The organism is Streptomyces sp. NEAU-YJ-81, assembly GCF_017592595.1.
In the GTDB taxonomy this organism is placed as follows: domain Bacteria; phylum Actinomycetota; class Actinomycetes; order Streptomycetales; family Streptomycetaceae; genus Streptomyces; species Streptomyces hygroscopicus_B.
Window position 1 is genome coordinate 93,181 of the sequence record NZ_JAGFNO010000021.1, and the last position, 19,006, is coordinate 112,186.

Annotated in this window: 14 protein-coding genes; 9 read left to right on the top strand and 5 right to left on the bottom strand. The window is 72.4% G+C overall.

What is annotated here, in order from left to right; all coding sequences use genetic code 11:
• Window positions 1-14: 14 nt before the first annotated feature.
• From J5X86_RS33650 to J5X86_RS33660, 3 genes are all read left to right on the top strand, one after another.
• Complete coding sequence (locus tag J5X86_RS33650) at window positions 15-827, top strand: IclR family transcriptional regulator (RefSeq protein WP_208520475.1); 813 nt, start codon at window positions 15-17, stop codon at window positions 825-827.
• Between the two features lie 107 nt (window positions 828-934).
• Entirely contained in the window at window positions 935-2,386 is a 1,452-nt protein-coding gene (locus J5X86_RS33655) for an MFS transporter (protein ID WP_208520476.1), read from the top strand.
• Between the two features lie 43 nt (window positions 2,387-2,429).
• Window positions 2,430-3,827 carry an FAD-dependent oxidoreductase gene (locus J5X86_RS33660; protein ID WP_208520477.1) on the top strand — a complete coding sequence of 466 codons (1,398 nt, stop codon included), beginning with the start codon at window positions 2,430-2,432 and terminating at the stop codon, window positions 3,825-3,827.
• 196 nt (window positions 3,828-4,023) lie between these two features.
• Here J5X86_RS33660 and J5X86_RS33665 read toward each other — a convergent pair whose 3' ends face one another.
• Window positions 4,024-5,559 carry a hypothetical protein gene (locus J5X86_RS33665; RefSeq protein WP_243982103.1) on the bottom strand — a complete coding sequence of 512 codons (1,536 nt, stop codon included), beginning with the start codon at window positions 5,557-5,559 and terminating at the stop codon, window positions 4,024-4,026.
• Between the two features lie 43 nt (window positions 5,560-5,602).
• Window positions 5,603-6,709: a uroporphyrinogen decarboxylase gene (gene hemE, locus J5X86_RS33670; protein ID WP_208520478.1), complete on the bottom strand. Its 1,107-nt coding sequence runs from the start codon at window positions 6,707-6,709 to the stop codon at window positions 5,603-5,605.
• 91 nt (window positions 6,710-6,800) lie between these two features.
• Here hemE and J5X86_RS33675 point away from each other — a divergent pair, with 91 nt between their 5' ends.
• The 5 genes from J5X86_RS33675 to J5X86_RS33695 all read left to right on the top strand — a co-directional run bounded on the left by J5X86_RS33675 (window position 6,801) and on the right by J5X86_RS33695 (window position 13,424).
• Window positions 6,801-7,529, top strand: a complete 729-nt coding sequence (locus J5X86_RS33675; RefSeq protein WP_208520479.1) for a DUF3000 domain-containing protein — start codon at window positions 6,801-6,803, stop codon at window positions 7,527-7,529.
• A gap of 332 nt (window positions 7,530-7,861) precedes the next feature.
• Window positions 7,862-8,521 carry a response regulator transcription factor gene (locus J5X86_RS33680; protein ID WP_014055528.1) on the top strand — a complete coding sequence of 220 codons (660 nt, stop codon included), beginning with the start codon at window positions 7,862-7,864 and terminating at the stop codon, window positions 8,519-8,521.
• A gap of 113 nt (window positions 8,522-8,634) precedes the next feature.
• Entirely contained in the window at window positions 8,635-9,912 is a 1,278-nt protein-coding gene (locus J5X86_RS33685; RefSeq protein ID WP_208520480.1) for a ribonuclease D, read from the top strand.
• 168 nt (window positions 9,913-10,080) lie between these two features.
• Window positions 10,081-11,298 carry an acetyl-CoA C-acyltransferase gene (locus J5X86_RS33690; protein ID WP_208520481.1) on the top strand — a complete coding sequence of 406 codons (1,218 nt, stop codon included), beginning with the start codon at window positions 10,081-10,083 and terminating at the stop codon, window positions 11,296-11,298.
• Window positions 11,295-13,424 (top strand): 3-hydroxyacyl-CoA dehydrogenase NAD-binding domain-containing protein, encoded by a 2,130-nt coding sequence (locus tag J5X86_RS33695; protein ID WP_208520482.1) that lies wholly within the window; start codon window positions 11,295-11,297, stop codon window positions 13,422-13,424. Before J5X86_RS33690 ends, J5X86_RS33695 begins: the two co-directional genes overlap by 4 nt.
• Window positions 13,425-13,708: 284 nt before the next feature.
• Here the strand turns inward: J5X86_RS33695 and J5X86_RS33700 are convergent, their stop codons facing one another.
• Window positions 13,709-14,755, bottom strand: coding sequence for a hypothetical protein (locus tag J5X86_RS33700; RefSeq protein ID WP_208520483.1), 1,047 nt, complete (start codon window positions 14,753-14,755; stop codon window positions 13,709-13,711).
• A 69-nt stretch (window positions 14,756-14,824) separates the two neighbouring features.
• Between J5X86_RS33700 and J5X86_RS33705 the strand changes: the two genes are divergently transcribed.
• Complete coding sequence (locus tag J5X86_RS33705; protein ID WP_208520484.1) at window positions 14,825-15,232, top strand: NTP pyrophosphohydrolase; 408 nt, start codon at window positions 14,825-14,827, stop codon at window positions 15,230-15,232.
• Between the two features lie 14 nt (window positions 15,233-15,246).
• Here J5X86_RS33705 and J5X86_RS33710 read toward each other — a convergent pair whose 3' ends face one another.
• Both J5X86_RS33710 and dxs read right to left on the bottom strand, forming a co-directional pair.
• Window positions 15,247-16,740, bottom strand: coding sequence for an amino acid permease (locus J5X86_RS33710; RefSeq protein WP_208520559.1), 1,494 nt, complete (start codon window positions 16,738-16,740; stop codon window positions 15,247-15,249).
• Window positions 16,741-17,010: 270 nt separating this feature from the next.
• Window positions 17,011-18,975: a 1-deoxy-D-xylulose-5-phosphate synthase gene (dxs, locus tag J5X86_RS33715; protein ID WP_208520485.1), complete on the bottom strand. Its 1,965-nt coding sequence runs from the start codon at window positions 18,973-18,975 to the stop codon at window positions 17,011-17,013.
• Window positions 18,976-19,006: the final 31 nt, after the last annotated feature.

The following is a 19,006-nucleotide window of genomic DNA, read 5'->3' on the forward strand; positions in this document are numbered from 1 at the left end:
GCCCGCTCACCCCCATGAGCCCACCGGGCTCCCGCGCCCCCGGCAGTCCGGACGCGGGCCGCTCGGTCGCGGGCCGGATGCTGGCGGTCCTCGACGCGTTCGACGCCTCGCACCGATCGCTGTCCCTCACCGCCCTCGCCCGGCGCGCCGGGCTGCCACTGGCCACCGCGCACCGGCTGGTCGCCTCGCTCACCCGCTGGGGCGCCCTGGAGCGCGACGCCACCGGGGCGTACCACATCGGGCTGCGGCTGTGGGAGGTGGCGACGCTCTCACCGCGCGGGGTCGGGGTGCGCGAGGCGGCGCTGCCGTTCATGGAGGACCTGTACGAGGCCACCCACGAGAACGTCCAGCTCGCCGTGCGGGACGGCCTGGAGGTGGTCTATGTCGAGCTGATCTCGGGACACTCGGCGGTCCAGGTGCGCACCCGGGTCGGCAGCCGCTGGCCGCTGCACGCGACCGGCGTCGGTCTTGTGCTGCTCGCGTACGGGCCGCCACGGCTGTACGAGCGGGTGTGCGCCCGCCCGCTGCGCCGCTACACCGAGCTGACGATCCAGGACCCGCACCGGCTGCGGGCCGCCCTCGCCGAGGTGCGGCGCACCGGGATCGCGGTCAGCGACCGGCAGATCACCATGGACGGGCTGTCCATCGCCGCCCCGGTGCGCGGACCGCGCGGGGAGGTGGTGGCCTCGCTTTCGGTGGTGGTGCCGGCCGCGGAGGGGCGGGCCCCGGGGCTGATCCCGGCCGTACGGGTCGCCGCCCACGGCATCTCCCGTACCCTCGCCGCCGCCCTGGGGCAAGAGCCCGTCGCGGAGGCTTCCGGTCGGTGAAAGACCCCGGAGCGCGCCTTGCCGCGGCCGATGTCCGGCCACATTCTGTGTGGCACATACCGAGCTGCCGAGCCTGAACGCCCAGGCCCGAAGGGGGACATGGAGACATGCCCGAAGTGACCGCAGAGCCCACCGCGCAGGGGCGGGAGGCGCCCCGGGGCGGCTGGCAGCCATACCACACCCTGTGGGCCATGCTGCTGGGCGGCTGGCTCTTCTCGTACGCCGACCGCACCATCACCGGCCCGGTCGTCACCTGGCTGATCGAGCACGACCACGCCATGCTGGGCTCCGCCAGCCATCCGCACGCGCTCGGCGGCCTGATCGGCAGCCTCTTCTTCGCGGGCTACATGCTGACCCAGTTCCCCGGCGGCTATCTCGGCGACCGCTTCGGGCATCGCACCATGCTCGCGGTCTCGCTGCTGTGGGCGGGGGTCGCGACCCTCGCCAGCGGCCTGATGACCGGGCTGATCGCCTTCGTCGTGCTGCGGGTGCTGACCGGCCTCGGCGAGGGCGTCTTCTACTCCAACGACCGCTCGCTGATCGCCCAGCGCACCCCGCCCGCCAAGGCCGGTCTGGGCATGGGCGTCGCGATCACCGGACTGGCCATCGGGCTGACGGTCGCGACCATCAGCGCGCCGTATCTGATCGACTGGGGCGGGGAGGTGCTCGGCGAGGAGGACGCCTGGCGGATGCCGTTCCTGGTGCTGGGCGGTGCGACGCTGGCGTTCGGCTGGGTCACGGCGGTCTATATGCGCCGCATCGGCGGTCCGCTCAAGGCCACCGGCTCCACCCTGCGGCTGCTGGGGATCTCGGCGGTGCTGTGCGCCGCGGTCATGGCGGTCTATCTGATCGCCGACGGGGCGGGGATGCCGAGCTGGGGCGTGGCCGTCCTGGAGTGCGTGCTGGCGTTCCTGCTCATCGGGGCGATCTTCGCCCGGCGGAGCAGCAAACTGGGCTCGGTCTCCCGGAACCGCAATGTGCTGCTGCTCAGCTTCGCCTTCATCGCGGTCATGTGGAATCTGTGGTTCTTCAGCTTCTGGTCGGTGTCGATCGTCGCGGACGCCGCCCACAGCTCCTTCCAGAACGCCGCGCTGGTGGCCACCTTCAACGCGGGCGCGGGCATCCTCGGCTTCCCGGCCGGAGGCCGGCTCTCGGACCGGGCGAAGGCCCGGGGCTGGGGGCGGCGGCCGCTGCTGATCGCGTTCACCCTGGTCCAGGGCGTGCTGGTGCTGGTGTTCGCCGCGTATCTGCAGACCAGTGAGAAGCCCTCCCTCTGGGTGATGTCCATCCTGCTCTTCGTGACCAGCCTGTTCTTCAACGCGCTCCAGCCGATGGCGCACGCGCTGCTCAACGATGTGGTCGACGCGGCCGAACGCGGCGCGGCCTTCGGCCTGTTCAACCTGGTCGGGGAGATCGGCGCGGTGGTCAGCCCGGCCCTCAGCGGCACCCTCTTCGACCACTACGGAAGCTGGACGCACGCGGTCTACATCGACGGCGTGCTGATGCTCGCCAGCGCGGGGCTGTATGTGCTGATCCGGGAGAACACCTCGCGCGCATAGGTTGGTCCCCTAAAGCCGGACATCCAGTGGCGGAGGGGCATACATGGCGGCGGCACGACGCATGGTGGTCATCGGGGGCGACGCGGCGGGCATGTCCGCCGCGTCGCGGGCGCGCAGGCTCAAGAGCCGGAGCGAGCTGGAGATCCTCGCCTTCGAGCGCGGCCAGTTCACCTCGTACTCGGCCTGCGGCATCCCGTACTGGGTCGGCGGGGTGGTGGACGGCCCCGACGAGCTCATCGCCCGTACGCCCGAGACCCACCAGGGCCGCGGGATCGACGTACGAACGCACACCGAGGTCGTCGAGATCGACCTCGCCGGCCAGCGGGTCCTGGCGCGGGACGTCGACCCGCGCGGTAAGGGCGACGAGCGCTGGCACGGCTTCGACGACCTGGTCATCGCGACCGGCGCCCGGCCGCGCCGCCCCGACATGCCCGGGATCGACGCCCCCGGCGTCCACGGGGTGCAGACCCTGGACCACGGGCGGGCGCTGCTGGAGACCCTGGAGTCCACCCGGGTCGAGCGCGCGGTCGTGATCGGCGCCGGATACATCGGGGTGGAGATGGCCGAGGCGCTCATCCAGCGCGGCTGCCAGGTCACCGTCCTGGAGCGCGGTGAGCAGCCGATGTCCACGCTCGACCCCGACATGGGGCGGCTGGTGCGCGACGCGATGACGGGGCTCGGCATCGACACCGTGACCGGCGCGGAGGTCACCGAGGTGGTCACCGGCGAGGACGGCCGGGTGCGGGCCGTGGCCACCAAGGTCAGCGAATACCCCGCCGACCTCGTGGTCCTGGGCCTCGGGGTGGCCCCCGAGACCGGGCTCGCCCAGGCGGCGGGGCTGCCGGTGGGCCCCTACGGCGGGCTGGTGACCGATCTGGCCATGCGCGTGCGCGGTCACGACAACATCTGGGCGGGCGGCGACTGCGTCGAGGTCCTCGACCTGGTCTCCGGCCGCACCCGGCACATTCCGCTGGGCACCCACGCCAATAAGCACGGGCAGGTCATCGGCGCCAATGTGGGCGGCGACTACGCGACCTTCCCCGGTGTCGTCGGCACTGCTGTCAGCAAGGTCTGCGATCTGGAGATCGCCCGCACCGGGCTGCTGGAGGCCGAAGCCGCCGCCGTGGGGCTGAAGTTCGAGGCGGTCACCATCGAGTCGACCAGCAGGGCCGGGTACTACCCGGACAGCCGGCCGATGACGGTGAAGATGCTCGCCGAGCAGCGCACGGGACGGCTGCTCGGCACGCAGATCGTCGGCCGCGAGGGCGCGGGCAAGCGGGTCGACATCGCGGCGGTCGCACTGACCGCCCGGATGACGGTGGAGCAGATGACGGCGCTGGACCTGGGCTACGCCCCGCCGTTCTCCCCGGTGTGGGACCCGGTACTGGTGGCGGCACGCAAGGCGGCGGGAACCGTGAAAACCAGCCCCTCCGGCGCTTGAGGAGCGGGCTGAAACCAGCCCCTCCGGCGTTTGAGGAGCGGGGTCCGGGGCGGAGCCCCGGTTGCGGGGAGGGGCGGGTAGGGGAAGGCTCGCCGCAGGCGCGCTACCCCAGGGGGCGGGCCCTGCCCGTACGCCCGCGTCAGGTCCGGCAGCGAGGCGCCGGGGCGCCGCGGCCCCCTGGGCGCCCGGCCACCGATCAGTTCGCGCCGTCGATGACCCGGAGCGCGAGCCGCACCCGCTGGGCCACATGGCGGGGGCAGCTCCACGCCTCGGAGTCGAAGGGCCGCTCGGGCGTGTCGTACTCCCCGGGCGCGTAGAGATGGTTGAGATGAGCGCCGTAAGGGTCCTCGTGGAAGCCGAAGTGACGGCGCCCGACCAGCTCGGTCAGCACGTCCCAGGGATGCGCGTCCCCATGCGGGCAGGTCTCGGCCGCCGGAGCGGTCCGCACCGCGCCGAGGATCGCCCGCAGATCCCGGTGGACGGCCTCGGGCGGGGGCTCCTCGCCCGAGGTCACCGACCAGCAGGCGACCAGCAGCAGCACCAGCCGCTCGCGCGGATCGGCCGGGCCCGCCGCGAACCGCCGGGCGGCCCACAGCCCGGCGTCCTCCGCGGCCTGTCCGTCCCGGCAGCGGAAGCGCACGGCGTGGGTGAGCCGTTCGATGTCGAGCCGTCCGTCGGGGCGCAGCAGCGCCTCGTCCAGGTGGGCGGTGTCCCGGAGGCCGAACAGCTGCTCCCGGCCGGTCCGCAGATGGTCCAGCGCCTCGCGGGCGATCGCGGCGAGGAAGGCCGGGCACAGCCACGCCTCCAGCGGCGCCGTCTCCAGCTCCTCCCGGTGCCAGTGGCGGTAGACGCCCCGGCCGCCGGGGCTGAGCAGATGGATACCCACGGTGGCCTGCTCCGCGGTGTCCCGGCCGACCTCGGGGTGGTCGCCCTCGCCGTGTGCGCAGGACGCGTCGCCGAGGCCGGGCAGCACCGCCTCCAGGGCCTCCACCATGGTGTCCAGGACCCGCTGGTCGCGGATCCGGCCGCTGGCGGCATACCAGCAGGCGGCGTGCAGGACGACCACGAGCCCGGCGCGGTGATAGCCCAGGGGGTTGGCGACCAGGTTCCTGGCGTAGGCGGACAGCTCCTGGCCGGGGTCGACGGCCGCGCTCGGGTAGTCCCAGACGATCGAGCGCAGATCCTCGGCGCGGCGCGCGTCGCGGGCCGGGAGCCGGGGCGGGATGCCGCCCACGCTGCCGGGGGCGATGATGTCCACGGCGACCCGCGCGTACCCGGCGATGTCGCGCGGGCACAGCCACTGCTCCTTGGTCGCGTCGTCCTCCCAGTCGGGGTCCTCGTCCTCGGCCAACCCGTTGGTGAGCAGCGGCAGATCGTCCACGAAGTGGTCGATCCGGTCGTCCAGATCGCTCTCGTAAGGATGCGTCCGGTGGGCGCAGGGCAGGTCACGCAGCCGCCGGTCGGTGGCGTGGAGGGCCTCCAGGGCCGCCGCCGCGACGTCCTTACGGGAGAACCGGCCGATGTACGCGGCCATCATGACCAGCCCGAGCGTCCAGGCGTACGCCTCCTCGCCCGCGGGATCGGCCGCCAGCCGCCTGGCACAGTCCAGGACGGCCCGGTCCGCGTCGCCGCCGTAGGTCTCGTGGAGGATGCCGTCCCATTCGTCGACGAAATGGACACACTCCGACAACTCTGGCGAATCTGACAGCGCGGTGGCGGGCATGTCGGTCATGCCCCTCACGACGCCACGGGAGGCACGCGGGTTCCCGCTTGGTTCAGACCTTCACAGAAGGTGCGCGCGATGCGCTCCTTGTGTGCACATACTCCACAAGGCGAGTCAGCGCGTCCGGGTCGGTGCTGGGCAGCACGCCGTGGCCGAGGTTGAAGATGTGCCCCTCCAGCCCCCGGGCGGCCTCCAGCACCTCCTCCGCCTTGGCCTCGACCGCCGTACGCGGGGCGAAGAGCACGGCGGGGTCGAGATTGCCCTGGAGCGCCTTGCCGGGGCCGACCCGCCGGGCGGCCTCGTTCAACGGCACCCGCCAGTCGACGCCCACGACATCCGCGCCCGCCTCGCCGAGCAGTCCGAGCAACTCACCGGTGCCCACGCCGAAGTGGATGCGCGGCACCCCGTATCCGGCGACGGCGTCGAAGACCTTCGTGGAGGCGGGCAGCACGCTGCGGCGGTAGTCGGCGGGGGCGAGGGCGCCCACCCAGGAGTCGAAGAGCTGGACGGCCGAGGCGCCCGCCTCGATCTGCACCTTGAGGAAGGCGGCGGTGATGTCGGCGAGCCGGTCGAGCAGCGCGGCCCACAGCGCCGGGTCGCCGTACATGAGCGCCTTGGTGTGCTCGTGGTTGCGCGAGGGGCCGCCCTCGACCAGATAGCTGGCGAGCGTGAAGGGGGCGCCCGCGAAGCCGATGAGCGGGGTCGCGCCGAGCTCGCCGACGAGCGCCCCGATAGCCTCGGTGACGTACTTCACATCGTCCGGGTCGAGCGGACGCAGCCGCTCCAGATCGGCCCGGGTACGGATCGGCCGCTCGACGACGGGCCCGACACCGGGCTTGATGTCGAGGTCGATGCCGATGGCCTTGAGCGGCACGACGATGTCGCTGAAGTAGATGGCCGCGTCCACCCGGTGCCGGCGCACCGGCTGCAGGGTGATCTCGGTGACCAGGTCGGGCCGCATGCAGGACTCGAGCATCGCGGTGCCCTCACGCAGCTTGCGGTACTCCGGAAGCGAGCGCCCCGCCTGCCGCATGAACCACACCGGCGTATGAGGCACCGGCTCCCGACGGCAGGCCCGCAGAAAGGCCGAATCGGCTGTGGCACGAGCCGCGGCGCGGCCGGTCTGCTGCTGGCCCGAGGGCCGCTCATTGGCGCTCATGCCCCAAATCTTCGCACGGGCCGAACGAGTGACCCGCCAACCCGGGTGTTCCTCCCCGGTTAGGGCCCTCACTGCGCCTAGTCTTCCGGGCATGGCAGCGGTTCAAGGACACCTCTCGAACGGTGCTGACGGCCCTGACGGCACGGAAGCAGGCGGTGAGGACACCCCTCCCGCCTTCCGGCATGCCGTCGCCGCGCTGTGCGGTGTGCGGGTACGGCCCGAGGTGGAGCTCGATCCGACCCCACCCCCGCGTCGGCTCGCACCCTACTCATACGCGCTGGAGGCGGTGGTCACCGGCGCGTCGGACGACGAGGAGCTGGCCGAGGGGCGGTTGATCCTGCTGCACGACCCGGCCGGGCACGACTCCTGGCGCGGCACCTTCCGCCTGGTCACCTTGGTCCACGCGGACCTGGAGCCGGAGATCGCGGCGGATCCGCTGCTGCCGGAGGTGTGCTGGTCCTGGCTCACCGGCGCACTGGAGGCCCGCGGTCTGCCGTACGGGGAGCCCAGCGGCACGGTCACCCGGGCGAGCTCGCACTACTTCGGCGCGATGGGCGAACGGGAGCCGTCGACCCGGATCGAGATCCGCGCCTCGTGGACCCCGGCCGCCCACCCGGCCCCCGAACCGGCCCACCCCGGCCCGCGGCGCCCGGAGCCCGCGGAAGAGGGCGCAGGCGAACCGCTGGGCGTGCCGGACACCGCGGGACATCTGGCCGCCTGGTGCGACCTCCTGTGCCAGATCGCGGGCCTGCCCCCGGCAGGGGCCGCGGAGGCGGGGGTCGTCTCGCTGCCCCAACGACGGGGCCCTCAGGCCCGCTGAGGGGCAACCAGCCAAGCCCCAAGAGCGCCGCAGCACACAAGGTGGCTCGGGTCTTCCGACCCGGGCCACCTCCCTGCGGCAACCGAGTAAGCCGATGGGCGCCGCGACGCATCCGGGTGCTTGGGCGTACCGGCAGGGGCACCTCCCAGCGGCAGCCGGGGGAAATTAAAGCGCCCCGGAGGCGAACCGAGCCTCAAAAAAGTACAGCCGTGATCGATCAGTCGTCCTAATTGCCCGAATTGTTACTCACCAAATCGTGATCTTTCCCTAAAGCCGGGCCGTATCGGTGCCGAAGGACGTGGTGACCCGTCCCACAACTCCCAGGAGGCCTGGTGTCTGTTCTCCTCGAGCAACCGTCCAGCCTGGTCGCCTACCGCCCGAACAAGCCGACGGCCATGGTCGTCGTCGCCGACCCCCGCGTACGGTCCACCGTCACCCGCCACCTCTGGGCCCTCGGGGTGCGCGACGTCATCGAGGCGTCGTCCATCGCCGAGGCCCGTCCCCGCATCGGAAATCCGCGCGACATCTGCGTCGCCGATGTCCACCTTCCCGACGGCTCCGGCCTCACCCTGCTCTCCGAGACCCGCGCCGCGGGCTGGCCCAATGGGCTGGCCCTGTCCGCCGCCGATGACATCGGCGCCGTAAGGAACGCGCTGGCCGGCGGCGTCAAGGGCTATGTCGTCACCGGCACCCGCACCAACCTCGGCATCCCGGGCCGTCCCGGCACCGCCCCGCTCGGCGCCGCCGCCCGGATGCACCGCCGCCCGCCGGGCGCCCCCGGCCACCCCGGCGGCTACCGGGAGCTGTCGGGCCGCGAGGTCGAGGTGCTGAGGCTGGTTGCGGAGGGCCAGTCCAACAAGGCCATCGGCGTCTCGATGGGCCTGTCCGCCCTCACCGTCAAGAGTCACCTCGCCCGGATCGCCCGCAAGCTGGGCACCGGGGACCGGGCCGGCATGGTCGCGGTCGCACTGCGCACCGGGATCATCCACTGAGCCGTATCGCCCACCCGGCCGTCGCGCCTCTCCCCACCATCCCCGCGCCCGTCGACGGAACGTTCCGTCGACGGGCGCCCTGCGTACTCGCCGCACACAGCTACCCTTGACAGGTGACCGACGCCCAAGAGACCGCAGCAGAGACGACACTGCGAACCACCGGGGGCGCTCCTCCGGACGACCTCCCCCCGGCGCCGGTCCCCTTGCTGGAGCCGCGCGAGGGCATCCCGCCCGTCACCGCAGACGCGGACGCGCTCGCCGAGGTCATCGGGACCTTCGCCGCGGGCCACGGCCCGGTGGCCGTCGACGCCGAGCGCGCCTCCGGCTACCGCTACGGACAGCGGGCCTATCTGGTCCAGCTGCGCCGGGCCGGAGCGGGGACCGCACTGATCGACCCCGTCGGCTGCCCCGACCTCTCCGGTCTGGGCGCCGCGATCGCCGACGCCGAATGGGTCCTGCACGCGGCGACCCAGGATCTGCCCTGTCTGCGTGACATAGGCATGATCCCCGCCCGGATCTTCGACACCGAACTCGCGGGCCGGCTGGCCGGATTCGCCCGGGTGGGGCTCGGCGCCATGGTCGAGAACATCCTTGGATACGCCCTGGAGAAGGGCCACTCCGCCGTCGACTGGTCGACCCGCCCGCTGCCCGACCCCTGGCTGCACTACGCCGCGCTCGATGTCGAGCTGCTGGTCGACCTCCGCGACGCGCTGGAGGAGGAGCTGGAGCGGCAGAGCAAGCTGGAGTGGGCGCATCAGGAGTTCGCGGCCATCGCCGCGGCCCCGCCCGCCCCGCCGCGCAAGGACCCCTGGCGGCGGACGTCGGGGATGCACAAGGTCCGGCGGCGCCGGCAGATGGCCGTGGTGCGCGAGCTGTGGACGGCCCGGGACCGGATCGCCCAGCGCCGCGATGTCTCGCCGGGCAAGGTGCTGGGCGACGCTGCCATCGTCGAGGCCGCGCTGGCCCTGCCCGCGAACGTCCGGGCGCTGGCCGCGCTGAACGGTTTCGGCCACCGGATGAACCGGCGCCAGCTTGAGCAGTGGCAGGCCGCGGTGGACCGGGCTCGTGAGCTGCCGGAGGCCGACCTCCCCCAGCCGGGTCAGCCGGTGACCGGTCCGCCCCCGCCCCGGGCGTGGGCCGACAAGGACCCGGCCGCGGCGGCGCGGCTCTCCGCGGCGCGTGCGGCCGTCACCCAACTGGCCGAAGGGCTGAATCTTCCGCAGGAGAACCTGATCGCCCCGGACACCGTCCGGCGGCTGTGCTGGGAGCCGCCCGCCGAGCCGACGACGGACGCGGTCGCCTCCGTTCTCGCAGGTCACGGCGCCCGTCCCTGGCAGATCGACCAGGTGACCCCGGTGCTCGCGGCCGCCTTGCTGGCGACCCCGGCATGATGTGACGCGCGTGGACCGGCGGCGGGCGCCGCCGGCTCGCGGCTGTGACCTTCAACCCTCCGGTCGTGAGGACTGGGCAGCTTGGTTACTCATAAGTAGCATGAGGCTGTGAGGCGCGCCCCGGGCGTGCCCGCAGCAGTGCCATCCCGCACCTGGAGGAGAGCCAACGTGCCTCGTACCGCTAGGGACGTCGTCTTCGTCGACGGCGTCCGGACCCCATTCGGCAAGGCGGGCCCGAAGGGCATCTACCATGAGACCCGCGCCGACGACATGGTCGTCAAGTGCATCCGGGAGCTGCTGCGCCGCAACCCGGATCTGCCGCCGGAGCGCATCGACGAGGTGGCCATCGCCGCGACGACGCAGATCGGCGACCAGGGCCTGACCATCGGCCGCACCGCGGGCATCCTGGCCGGGCTGCCCCAGTCGGTCCCCGGCTACGCCATCGACCGGATGTGTGCCGGTGCGATGACGGCCGTGACGACCACCGCGGGCTCCATCGCCTTCGGCGCCTATGACGCCGTCGTCGCGGGCGGCGTGGAGCACATGGGCCGCCACCCCATGGGCGAGGCGGTCGACCCCAACCCCCGCTTCGTCTCGGAGAAGCTGGTCGACGAGTCGGCCCTGTTCATGGGCATGACGGCGGAGAACCTCCACGACCGGCTGCCGCACATCACCAAGGCGCGCGCCGACGAGTTCGCGGTGCGTAGCCAGGAGAAGGCCGCCAAGGCGTACGCCAACGGCAAGATCCAGCAGGACCTGGTGCCGGTCTCGGTGCGCCGCACGTCCCCCGAGGGCGGGGAGCTGGGCTGGGGCCTGGCGACCGCCGACGAGCCGATGCGCCCGGGCACCACGCTGGAGGGCCTGGCCGCGCTGAAGACCCCGTTCCGTCCGCACGGCCGGATCACGGCCGGTAACTCCGCGGGGCTCAACGACGGCGCCACCGCCTCGCTGCTCGCCTCCGAGGACTTCGCCCAGGAGCTGGGCCTGCCGGTGCGGATGCGCCTGGTCTCCTTCGCCTTCGCGGGCGTCGAGCCCGAGGTGATGGGCTACGGCCCGGTCCCGGCGACCAAGAAGGCGCTCGCCAAGGCCGGTCTGTCGATCGAGGACATCGGCCTGTTCGAGATCAACGAGGCGTTCGCCGTCCAGGTCCTGTCGTTCCTGGACCACTACGGCATCGCGGACGACGATGCGCGCGTCAACCAGTACGGCGGCGCCATCGCCTTCGGCCATCCGCTGGCCTCCTCCGGTGTCCGCCTGATGACGCAGCTGGCGCGGCAGTTCGAGGAGCAGCCGGAGGTCCGCTACGGCATCACCACGATGTGCATCGGCTTCGGCATGGGTGGCACCGTGATCTGGGAGAACCCGCACTTCGAGGGGAACAAGTGACCAACACCGCAGAGCTTCTCAAGGGGGCGGCAGAGCTGTTCCCGGGCGAGGTCGTGACGCAGGCGCACGTCCGCCACCTCGATCTCCCCCTGGGCGCGGGCCGCTTCGCGCTCATCACGCTGGACAACGGCCTGGACCACACCAAGCCCACCACCTTCGGCCCGGCCTCGCTCGCCAACCTCAACACGGCGATCGACCAGGTCGAGAAGGAGGCGGCGGACGGCGAGATCACCGGTGTCGGCATCACCGGCAAGCCGTTCATCTTCGCCGTGGGCGCCGACCTCAAGGGCGTGGAGCTGCTGAAGCGCCATGAGGACGCGCTGGCCATCGGCAAGGGCGGCCATGACGTCTTCAAGCGGCTGTCCTCGCTCGCCGTGCCCACCTTCGCGTACTACAACGGCGCGGCGATGGGCGGCGGGGTCGAGGTCGGGCTGCACTGCGCCTACCGCACCGTCTCCGCGGCGCTGCCGGCCTTCTCGCTGCCCGAGGTGTTCCTGGGCCTGGTCCCCGGCTGGGGCGGCTGCACCCTGCTGCCGAACCTGATCGGCGCCGACCGCGCGGTCTCGGTCATCATCGAGAACTCGCTCAACCAGAACAAGCAGCTCAAGGGCGAGCAGGTCTATGAGCTCGGGATCGCGGACGCGATCTTCGAGGGCGCGGACTTCCTGGAGCAGTCGCTGATCTGGACCGCCTCCGTCCTCAAGGGCGAGATCGAGGTCGTACGGCCCGAGATCGACCGCGGCGACGCCTGGCACGAGGCCGTGGTGCGCGGCCGGGCCATCGCCGACGGCAAGGTGCACGGGGCGGCCCCGGCCGCCTACCGCGCGCTGGAGATCATCGACGCCGCGCGCAACGGTGACCTCGCCCGTGGCTACGAGGCCGAGGAGAAGGCGCTCGCCGACCTGATCATGGGCAGTGAGCTGCGCAGCGGCATCTACGCCTTCAACCTGGTGCAGAAGCGCGGCAAGCGCCCGGCCGGCGCCCCGGACAAGTCGCTGGCGCGCCCGGTCTCCAAGGTGGGCGTCGTGGGCGCGGGTCTGATGGCCTCGCAGCTTGCGCTGCTGTTCGTGCGGCGTCTGGAGGTGCCGGTCGTCCTGACCGACATCGACCAGGAGCGGGTCGACAAGGGCGTGGGCTATGTCCACGGCGAGATCGACAAGCTGCTGCTCAAGGGCCGGATCAACCAGGACAAGGCCAATCGCCTCAAGGCCGCGGTGACCGGTTCGCTGGACAAGGCCGCCGCCTTCGGCGACGCCGACTTCGTCATCGAGGCCGTCTTCGAGGAGATGGGCGTCAAGCAGAAGGTGTTCGCCGAGGTCGAGGCGGTCGTGCCGGAGCACGCCATCCTCGCCACCAACACCTCCTCGCTGTCGGTGTCCGAGATGGCGTCCCAGCTCAGGCACCCCGAGCGGGTCGTGGGCTTCCACTTCTTCAACCCGGTCGCGATCCTGCCGCTGCTGGAGATCGTCCGCGGTGACCAGACCGATGACGCGGCGCTGGCCACCGCCTTCGGCGTGGCCAAGAAGCTGAAGAAGACCGCCGTCCTGGTCAAGGACGCCCCGGCGTTCGTGGTCAACCGGATCCTGACCCGCTTCATGGGCGAGATCCAGAACGTCATCGACGAGGGCACCCCGGTCGACGCCGCCGAGCGCGCCATCGAGCCGCTGGGCCTGCCGATGTCCCCGCTGGTGCTGCTGGAGCTGGTCGGCCCGGCGATCGGTCTGCATGTCTCCGAGACGCTGCACGGCGCGTTCCCGGACCGCTTCACGGTCTCGGAGAACCTCCGGCGCGTGGTCGAGGCGGGCAAGCGCGGCTTCTACGTCCACGATTCCGGGAAGCCGGAGCTGGACCCGGAGGTCGCCGCGCTGCTGCAGCAGGGCGACACCGTCCTCACCGAGGAGCAGGTGCGCACCCGGGTGCTGGACGCCGTCGCGCAGGAGATCGGCCTGATGCTCCAGGAGGGCATCGTCGCCGAGGCGCAGGACATCGACCTGTGTCTGATCACCGGTGCGGGCTGGCCCTTCCACCTGGGCGGCATCACGCCGTACCTGGACCGCGAGGGCGTCTCGGAGCGGGTGAACGGGAAGGCGTTCCTGGCCCCGGGCGTGGCGAGCGTTCCCGCGTAGCGCCGGCGGCGCAGGGCATGCCCGGGTGCCGGGCGGGCGAAAGCCCGTCCGGCACCCGGGCGTTTGGGGGTTCGCCCTACCGGCGTCGCCCCCGCGCTCCGGCGCAGGGCGCCCCGCTCCCGACACCCGCCGCGGCCGGACCACGGCCCGGCGGCAACACCCGCCACCCGCATCCGGGGCCGGTCACTCCCGGTGGTCGGGTCACGCCCGGGGCGGGCAACGGACCGGCGGCACCTTCCCCGGGGGTCGCGCCGACCGGGCTCTCAGGCGGGCTGCGGGGCCGCTCAGCCGCTTCCCACGCGGTTCCAGGCCCTCAGGGCCAGCCCGTCCTCGTCGGTCTTCTGACGGGCCACCAGGAGCCGTCCGTCCACTCCCAGGGCGGCCAGCACCACCCGGCCCTGTCCGTCCAGCGCCAGCGCCGGGGTGTGAGCACCCTGCTCGCCCGAGGGCGTCCACCACACCCCCGCCGCCTCGTCCTCGCTGGGGTGGGCGGCGACGGCCAGCCGCCCGGCGTCCTGGTGGGCCAGGACGGTGCAGTCGTGACCGTCCACCACGGCGCGCACCGCGGCGACCGGGCCGGTGCCCGTGGACCCGCCCAGCGGCGCGGGGGCCGGGGCGTCCGGCCGCCAGGCCAGGAGCTCGCCGCTGTCGGCGTCGCGCCAGTAGTGGGTGAGGGTGCCGGGGCTGGTCTCCACCACGGCCGCCGAGTCCGGCCGGGCGTCGGCGGGGACGTCCTCGCCCCGCTTCGGGGCGGCGCCGGGCTTGGGCTGGTACCAGCGCAGCGCGGCGCCCTTTCCGGCCGGTGCGAGCAGTTCGAGACGGCCGTCGGCGGTCGCGGCCGCCGACAGTCCGCCCAGCACATGCGTGCCCTTCCAGTCGGTCCAGCGCTCCCAGGTCCCCTTGGGGTCCTGCCGCCGCGCGCTCACCCCGCCCCCGGCGTTGCGGACGAAGACGCGCAGGGCGCCGGAGGAGTCCACCGCCATGGCGGGCGCGCCGGTCCGCGCGGCCTTACGGGGGTCCTTCGGATGCGGGGTGCCCAGCGAGTGCCACGCCGTCAGGGGGCGGCCGGTCTGGAACTGGGTGGCGTGGACGATGTCGACGCGCGCCGGCTCGCCGGCGCCGCCCGGCCGGTGCCGAAGCCCTACCAGATGCGCGTACCCCTCCGCGCTCTGAGCGACGGTCAGGCTGACCAGGCCGGGGGCCTCGATCAGCCAGGGGCCCGTCCACTCCGGCCCCGCGGGCCGGTTTTCCGTCCAGCGCGCCACACCGCCTGCCACCAGTGCATAGGCTGTGAGCCTGTCGTCCTTGCCGCGGAGCAACCGCAACGCCATGGCCCGCTGCCAACCTTCCCCGAGCTGGTCCACCTGATCGAACGAAGTCCATAGTAATTTGCCTGGACTATGGATGGACTTGTGGTCGTCGATGCCGCCAACGTGATCGGCTCGGTCCCCGACGGCTGGTGGCGTGACCGCCGCGGCGCCGCCGAGCGGCTCCGCGACCGGCTGGCCGTCCTCGCCAGGACCGGGCTCCCCGACCGCCCGGGCGTGCCCGGCTGGGCCACCCGACCTCCGGTGGACATCGTGATGGTGGTCGAGGGCGCGGCGCGGGGCATCGAGCCGGTGGAGGGCGTGCGGGTGGAGAGCGCGCCGGGCAGCGGCGACGACCAGATCGTGGAGGTGGTGGCGGCCCGTGACGAGGGCCGCCCCTGCCTGGTGGTGACGGCGGACCAGGGGCTGCGGGCGCGGGTCACGGCGCTGGGCGCGCAGACGACGGGCCCCCGGTCGGTCCGCCCCGACGGCTCGTCCTAGGACGGCAGGACCGGTCAGGCGGCTCCTCGCGGGCCCTGTTCCGTACGCGTCCCCGTCTCGGTCACCCGGCTGTGGCGGCGCCCGTACAGGAAGTAGACGACGAAGCCGATGGCCATCCACACCGCGAACCGCAGCCAGGTCTCGGCGGGCAGATTGAGCATCAGCCACAGCGAGGCGGCCACCGACACGATCGGCAGCACCGGCACCCATGGCGTACGGAAGGCGCGGGGCAGATCGGGCCGGGTGTTGCGGAGGATCAGCACGCCGAGCGCGACCACGACGAAGGCGAAGAGCGTGCCGATGTTCACCAGGGCCGCGAGCTGGGAGATGCTGGTGAACCCGGCGACGATGGCGATGAGCGTGCCGAGCAGGACCGTCGAGCGGTAGGGCGTGCCGAAGCGCGGATGCACCCGGGAGAAGACCCTGGGCAGCAGCCCGTCCCGGCTCATCGCGAAGAACACCCGGCTCTGGCCGAGCAGCAGGATCATGCACACCGTGGTCAGCCCGACCGCGGCGCCGAAGCTGATGACGCCCGCGTAGAAGGGGTGTCCGGTGGCCTTGAAGGCGTCGGCGAGCGGGGCGTCCACCGTCAGCCGGGTGTACTTCTGCATCCCGGTGACCACGATCGACACGGCGACATAGAGCACGGTGCAGATGAGGAGCGAGCCGAGGATGCCCCGGGGCATGTCCCGCTGGGGGTTCCTGGTCTCCTCCGCCGCGGTCGCCACCACGTCGAAGCCGATGAAGGCGAAGAAGACCACGGCGGCGGCGGTGAAGATGCCCTCGACGCCGAAGGTCGTCGGCTGGTAGCCGAACATCAGCTGGATCAGCGGCGCGGTGAGTCCCGAGCCCGAGATCGTGCCCTTGGCCTCGGGGATGAAGGGGCGGTAGTTGGCAGGGTCGATGAAGAAGGAGCCCGCGATGATGACCAGCAGCACCACGGCCACCTTCACCCCGACCACCACCGAGGTGACCCGCGCCGACAGCTTCATCCCGAGGACCAGGATCGCGGTGATCACCAGCACCAGCGCGGCGGCGAGCACATCGAAGGAGAAGCCGTGCGCGGCGTCGGGCCCGGACAGGGCGGCGGGCAGCTCCCAGCCGGCGTTGGCCAGCAGCGAGCGGATGTAGCCGGCCCAGCCGACCGCGACCACGGCGGTGCCGAGCGCGAACTCCAGCACCAGGTCCCAGCCGATGGTCCAGGCGGGCAGCTCGCCCAGTGAGGCGTACGAGAAGGTGTACGCGGATCCGGCCACCGGCACGGTCGAGGCGAACTCGGCGTAGCAGAGCGCGGCCAGCGCGCAGACGATGCCCGCGACGACGAAGGCGAGGGCGGTCGCGGGGCCCGCCTGCTCCTTGGCGACGGCCCCGGTGAGGACGAAGATGCCGGTCCCGATGATCACGCCGACGCCGAAGACCGTGAGGTCCAGGGCGGACAGCGACCGGGTCAGGGCGTGCTCGGGCTCCTCGGTGTCCTTGATGGACTGTTCGATCGACTTCGTCCGCAGATAGTCCGGCCGGACCTTACGGCCGCCATCGCCACCAGTGCCGCCGCCGGAGCGGCCCTCGGGTTCCCGCTCGCTCACCGATGCCACCTCCGCGCCTGCCCGTGCCCCGTGGGCGCCCATGGTTCTGCCAACCGGGCGGGAGGGAGCTGCGCACACCCGAAGCCCCGGCCGATTCACCCGATGGGGGCGGGCCCGGGGGACACACGATGGGCCGGTCGGAGCAGGAGGCTCCGGCCGGCCCGGGTGGGAAGGGGGTGGCGGCCCGGTGGTTCAGTCGCGCACCGGCTCGGCCGTCGTCGACCGGGTCACATCCGCGCCATGGGAGCCCGCGTCCGCCGACTCGCTCCCGTAGCGGCCGCCGATCCTGGAGACCAGCCCGGTGACCTGCCGGGCGATGTCCGGTGCGGTCAGCCCGATCTCCGCCATGACCTCCTTACGGGAGGCATGGTCGAGGAAGCGCGGCGGGATGCCGAAGTCGCGCACCGGCATGTCGACGCCCGAGTCGCGCAGCGCCTGGGCCACGGCGGAGCCCACACCGCCGATCCGGCTGTTGTCCTCGACGGTGACGACGACGCGGTGGCGCTCGGCGAGGGCGGGCAGCTCCTCGTCGACCGGCTTGACCCAGCGGGGGTCGACCACCGTAGTGGAAATGCCCTGTTTGTCGAGAAGGTCGGCGATCTCCAGGCACATCGGGGCCAGCGCGCCCACCGAGACCAGCAGCACATCGGGCCGCTCACGGTCGGCAGCCGCGGGCTCCCGCAGCACGTCCATGCCACCGATCCTGCCGACGGCCGCGACCGCCGGGCCCACCGCGCCCTTGGAGTAGCGCACCACGGTCGGCGCGTCCGCCACCTCCACGGCCTCGCGCAGCTGGGCGCGGACCTGGTCGGCGTCGCGCGGGGCGGCGATCCGCAGGCCCGGGACGACCTGCAGGAGCGACATGTCCCACATGCCGTTGTGCGAGGCCCCGTCGGTGCCGGTGATACCGGCGCGGTCCAGTACGAAGGTCACCCCGCACTTGTGCAGGGCCACATCCATCAGGACCTGGTCGAAGGCGCGGTTGAGGAAGGTGGCGTACACGGCGAAGACCGGGTGGAGCCCGCCGGTGGCGAGCCCGGCCGCCGAGACGGCCGCGTGCTGCTCGGCGATGCCCACGTCGTAGACCCGCTCCGGGAAGCGCTTGGCGAACTCGGTGAGCCCCACCGGGTGCAGCATGGCCGCCGTGATCGCGACGATGTCCTCGCGCTCCTCGCCGAGCTTGACCATCTCCTCGCCGAAGACCGAGGTCCAGTCGGCGCCGGAGGCCGAGATCGGCAGCCCGGTGTCCGGGTGGATCTTCCCGACGGCGTGGAAGCGGTCCGCCTCGTCCTGCAGGGCGGGCTGGTAGCCGCGGCCCTTCTCGGTGAGGCAGTGCACGATGACCGGGCCGCCGAAACGCTTCGCCCGCTGCAGCGCCGACTCCAGCGCCTCGATGTCATGGCCGTTGATCGGGCCGACGTACTTCAGCCCCAGGTCCTCGAACATGCCCTGCGGGGTGATGAAGTCCTTCAGCCCCTTCTTGGCCCCGTGCAGCGTCTCGTACAGCGGCCTGCCGACGACCGGGGTGCGCTCCAGCAGGTCCTTGCCGCGGGCCAGGAAGCGCTCATAGCCGTCGGTGGTGCGGAGAGTGGCGAGGTGGTTGGCCAGGCCGCCGATGGTCGGGCCGTAGGAGCGCTCGTTGTCGTTGACGACGATGACCAGCGGGCGGTTCTTGGCCGCGGCGATGTTGTTGAGCGCCTCCCAGGCCATACCGCCGGTCAGCGCGCCGTCGCCGATCACGGCGACCACATGGTCCTGCTTGCCGAGCAGCTCATTGGCCTTGGCGAGACCCTCGGCCCAGCCGAGGACGGTCGAGGCGTGGCTGTTCTCGATGACGTCGTGCTCGGACTCGGACCGCGAGGGATAACCGGACAAACCACCCTTGCTCTTGAGCTTGGAGAAGTCCTGGCGGCCGGTGAGCAGCTTGTGGACGTAGGACTGGTGCCCGGTGTCCAGCAGCACCTTGTCCCGGGGCGACTCGAAGACCCGGTGCAGGGCGATGGTCAGCTCCACCACGCCGAGATTGGGGCCGAGATGGCCACCGGTCTTGGAGACGGCGTCGACGAGGAAGGAGCGGATCTCCGCGGCCAGCTGGTCCAGCTCCTCCGGAGTGAGCCGGTCCAGATCGCGCGGTCCCGTGATGCGGGTCAGCAGCACCCGTGCCTCCTTGCTTCGAGCGTCTCCATGG

Coding starts and splice junctions, on each gene's coding strand:
- J5X86_RS33660 (WP_208520477.1), top strand. CDS start 2,430: ATGGCGGCGGCACGACGCATGGTGGTCATCGGGGGCGACGCGGCGGGC.
- J5X86_RS33705 (WP_208520484.1), top strand. CDS start 14,825: ATGGATGGACTTGTGGTCGTCGATGCCGCCAACGTGATCGGCTCGGTC.
- J5X86_RS33700 (WP_208520483.1), bottom strand. CDS start 14,755: ATGGCGTTGCGGTTGCTCCGCGGCAAGGACGACAGGCTCACAGCCTAT.
- J5X86_RS33655 (WP_208520476.1), top strand. CDS start 935: ATGCCCGAAGTGACCGCAGAGCCCACCGCGCAGGGGCGGGAGGCGCCC.
- J5X86_RS33650 (WP_208520475.1), top strand. CDS start 15: ATGAGCCCACCGGGCTCCCGCGCCCCCGGCAGTCCGGACGCGGGCCGC.
- J5X86_RS33665 (WP_243982103.1), bottom strand. CDS start 5,559: ATGACCGACATGCCCGCCACCGCGCTGTCAGATTCGCCAGAGTTGTCG.
- J5X86_RS33675 (WP_208520479.1), top strand. CDS start 6,801: ATGGCAGCGGTTCAAGGACACCTCTCGAACGGTGCTGACGGCCCTGAC.
- hemE (WP_208520478.1), bottom strand. CDS start 6,709: ATGAGCGCCAATGAGCGGCCCTCGGGCCAGCAGCAGACCGGCCGCGCC.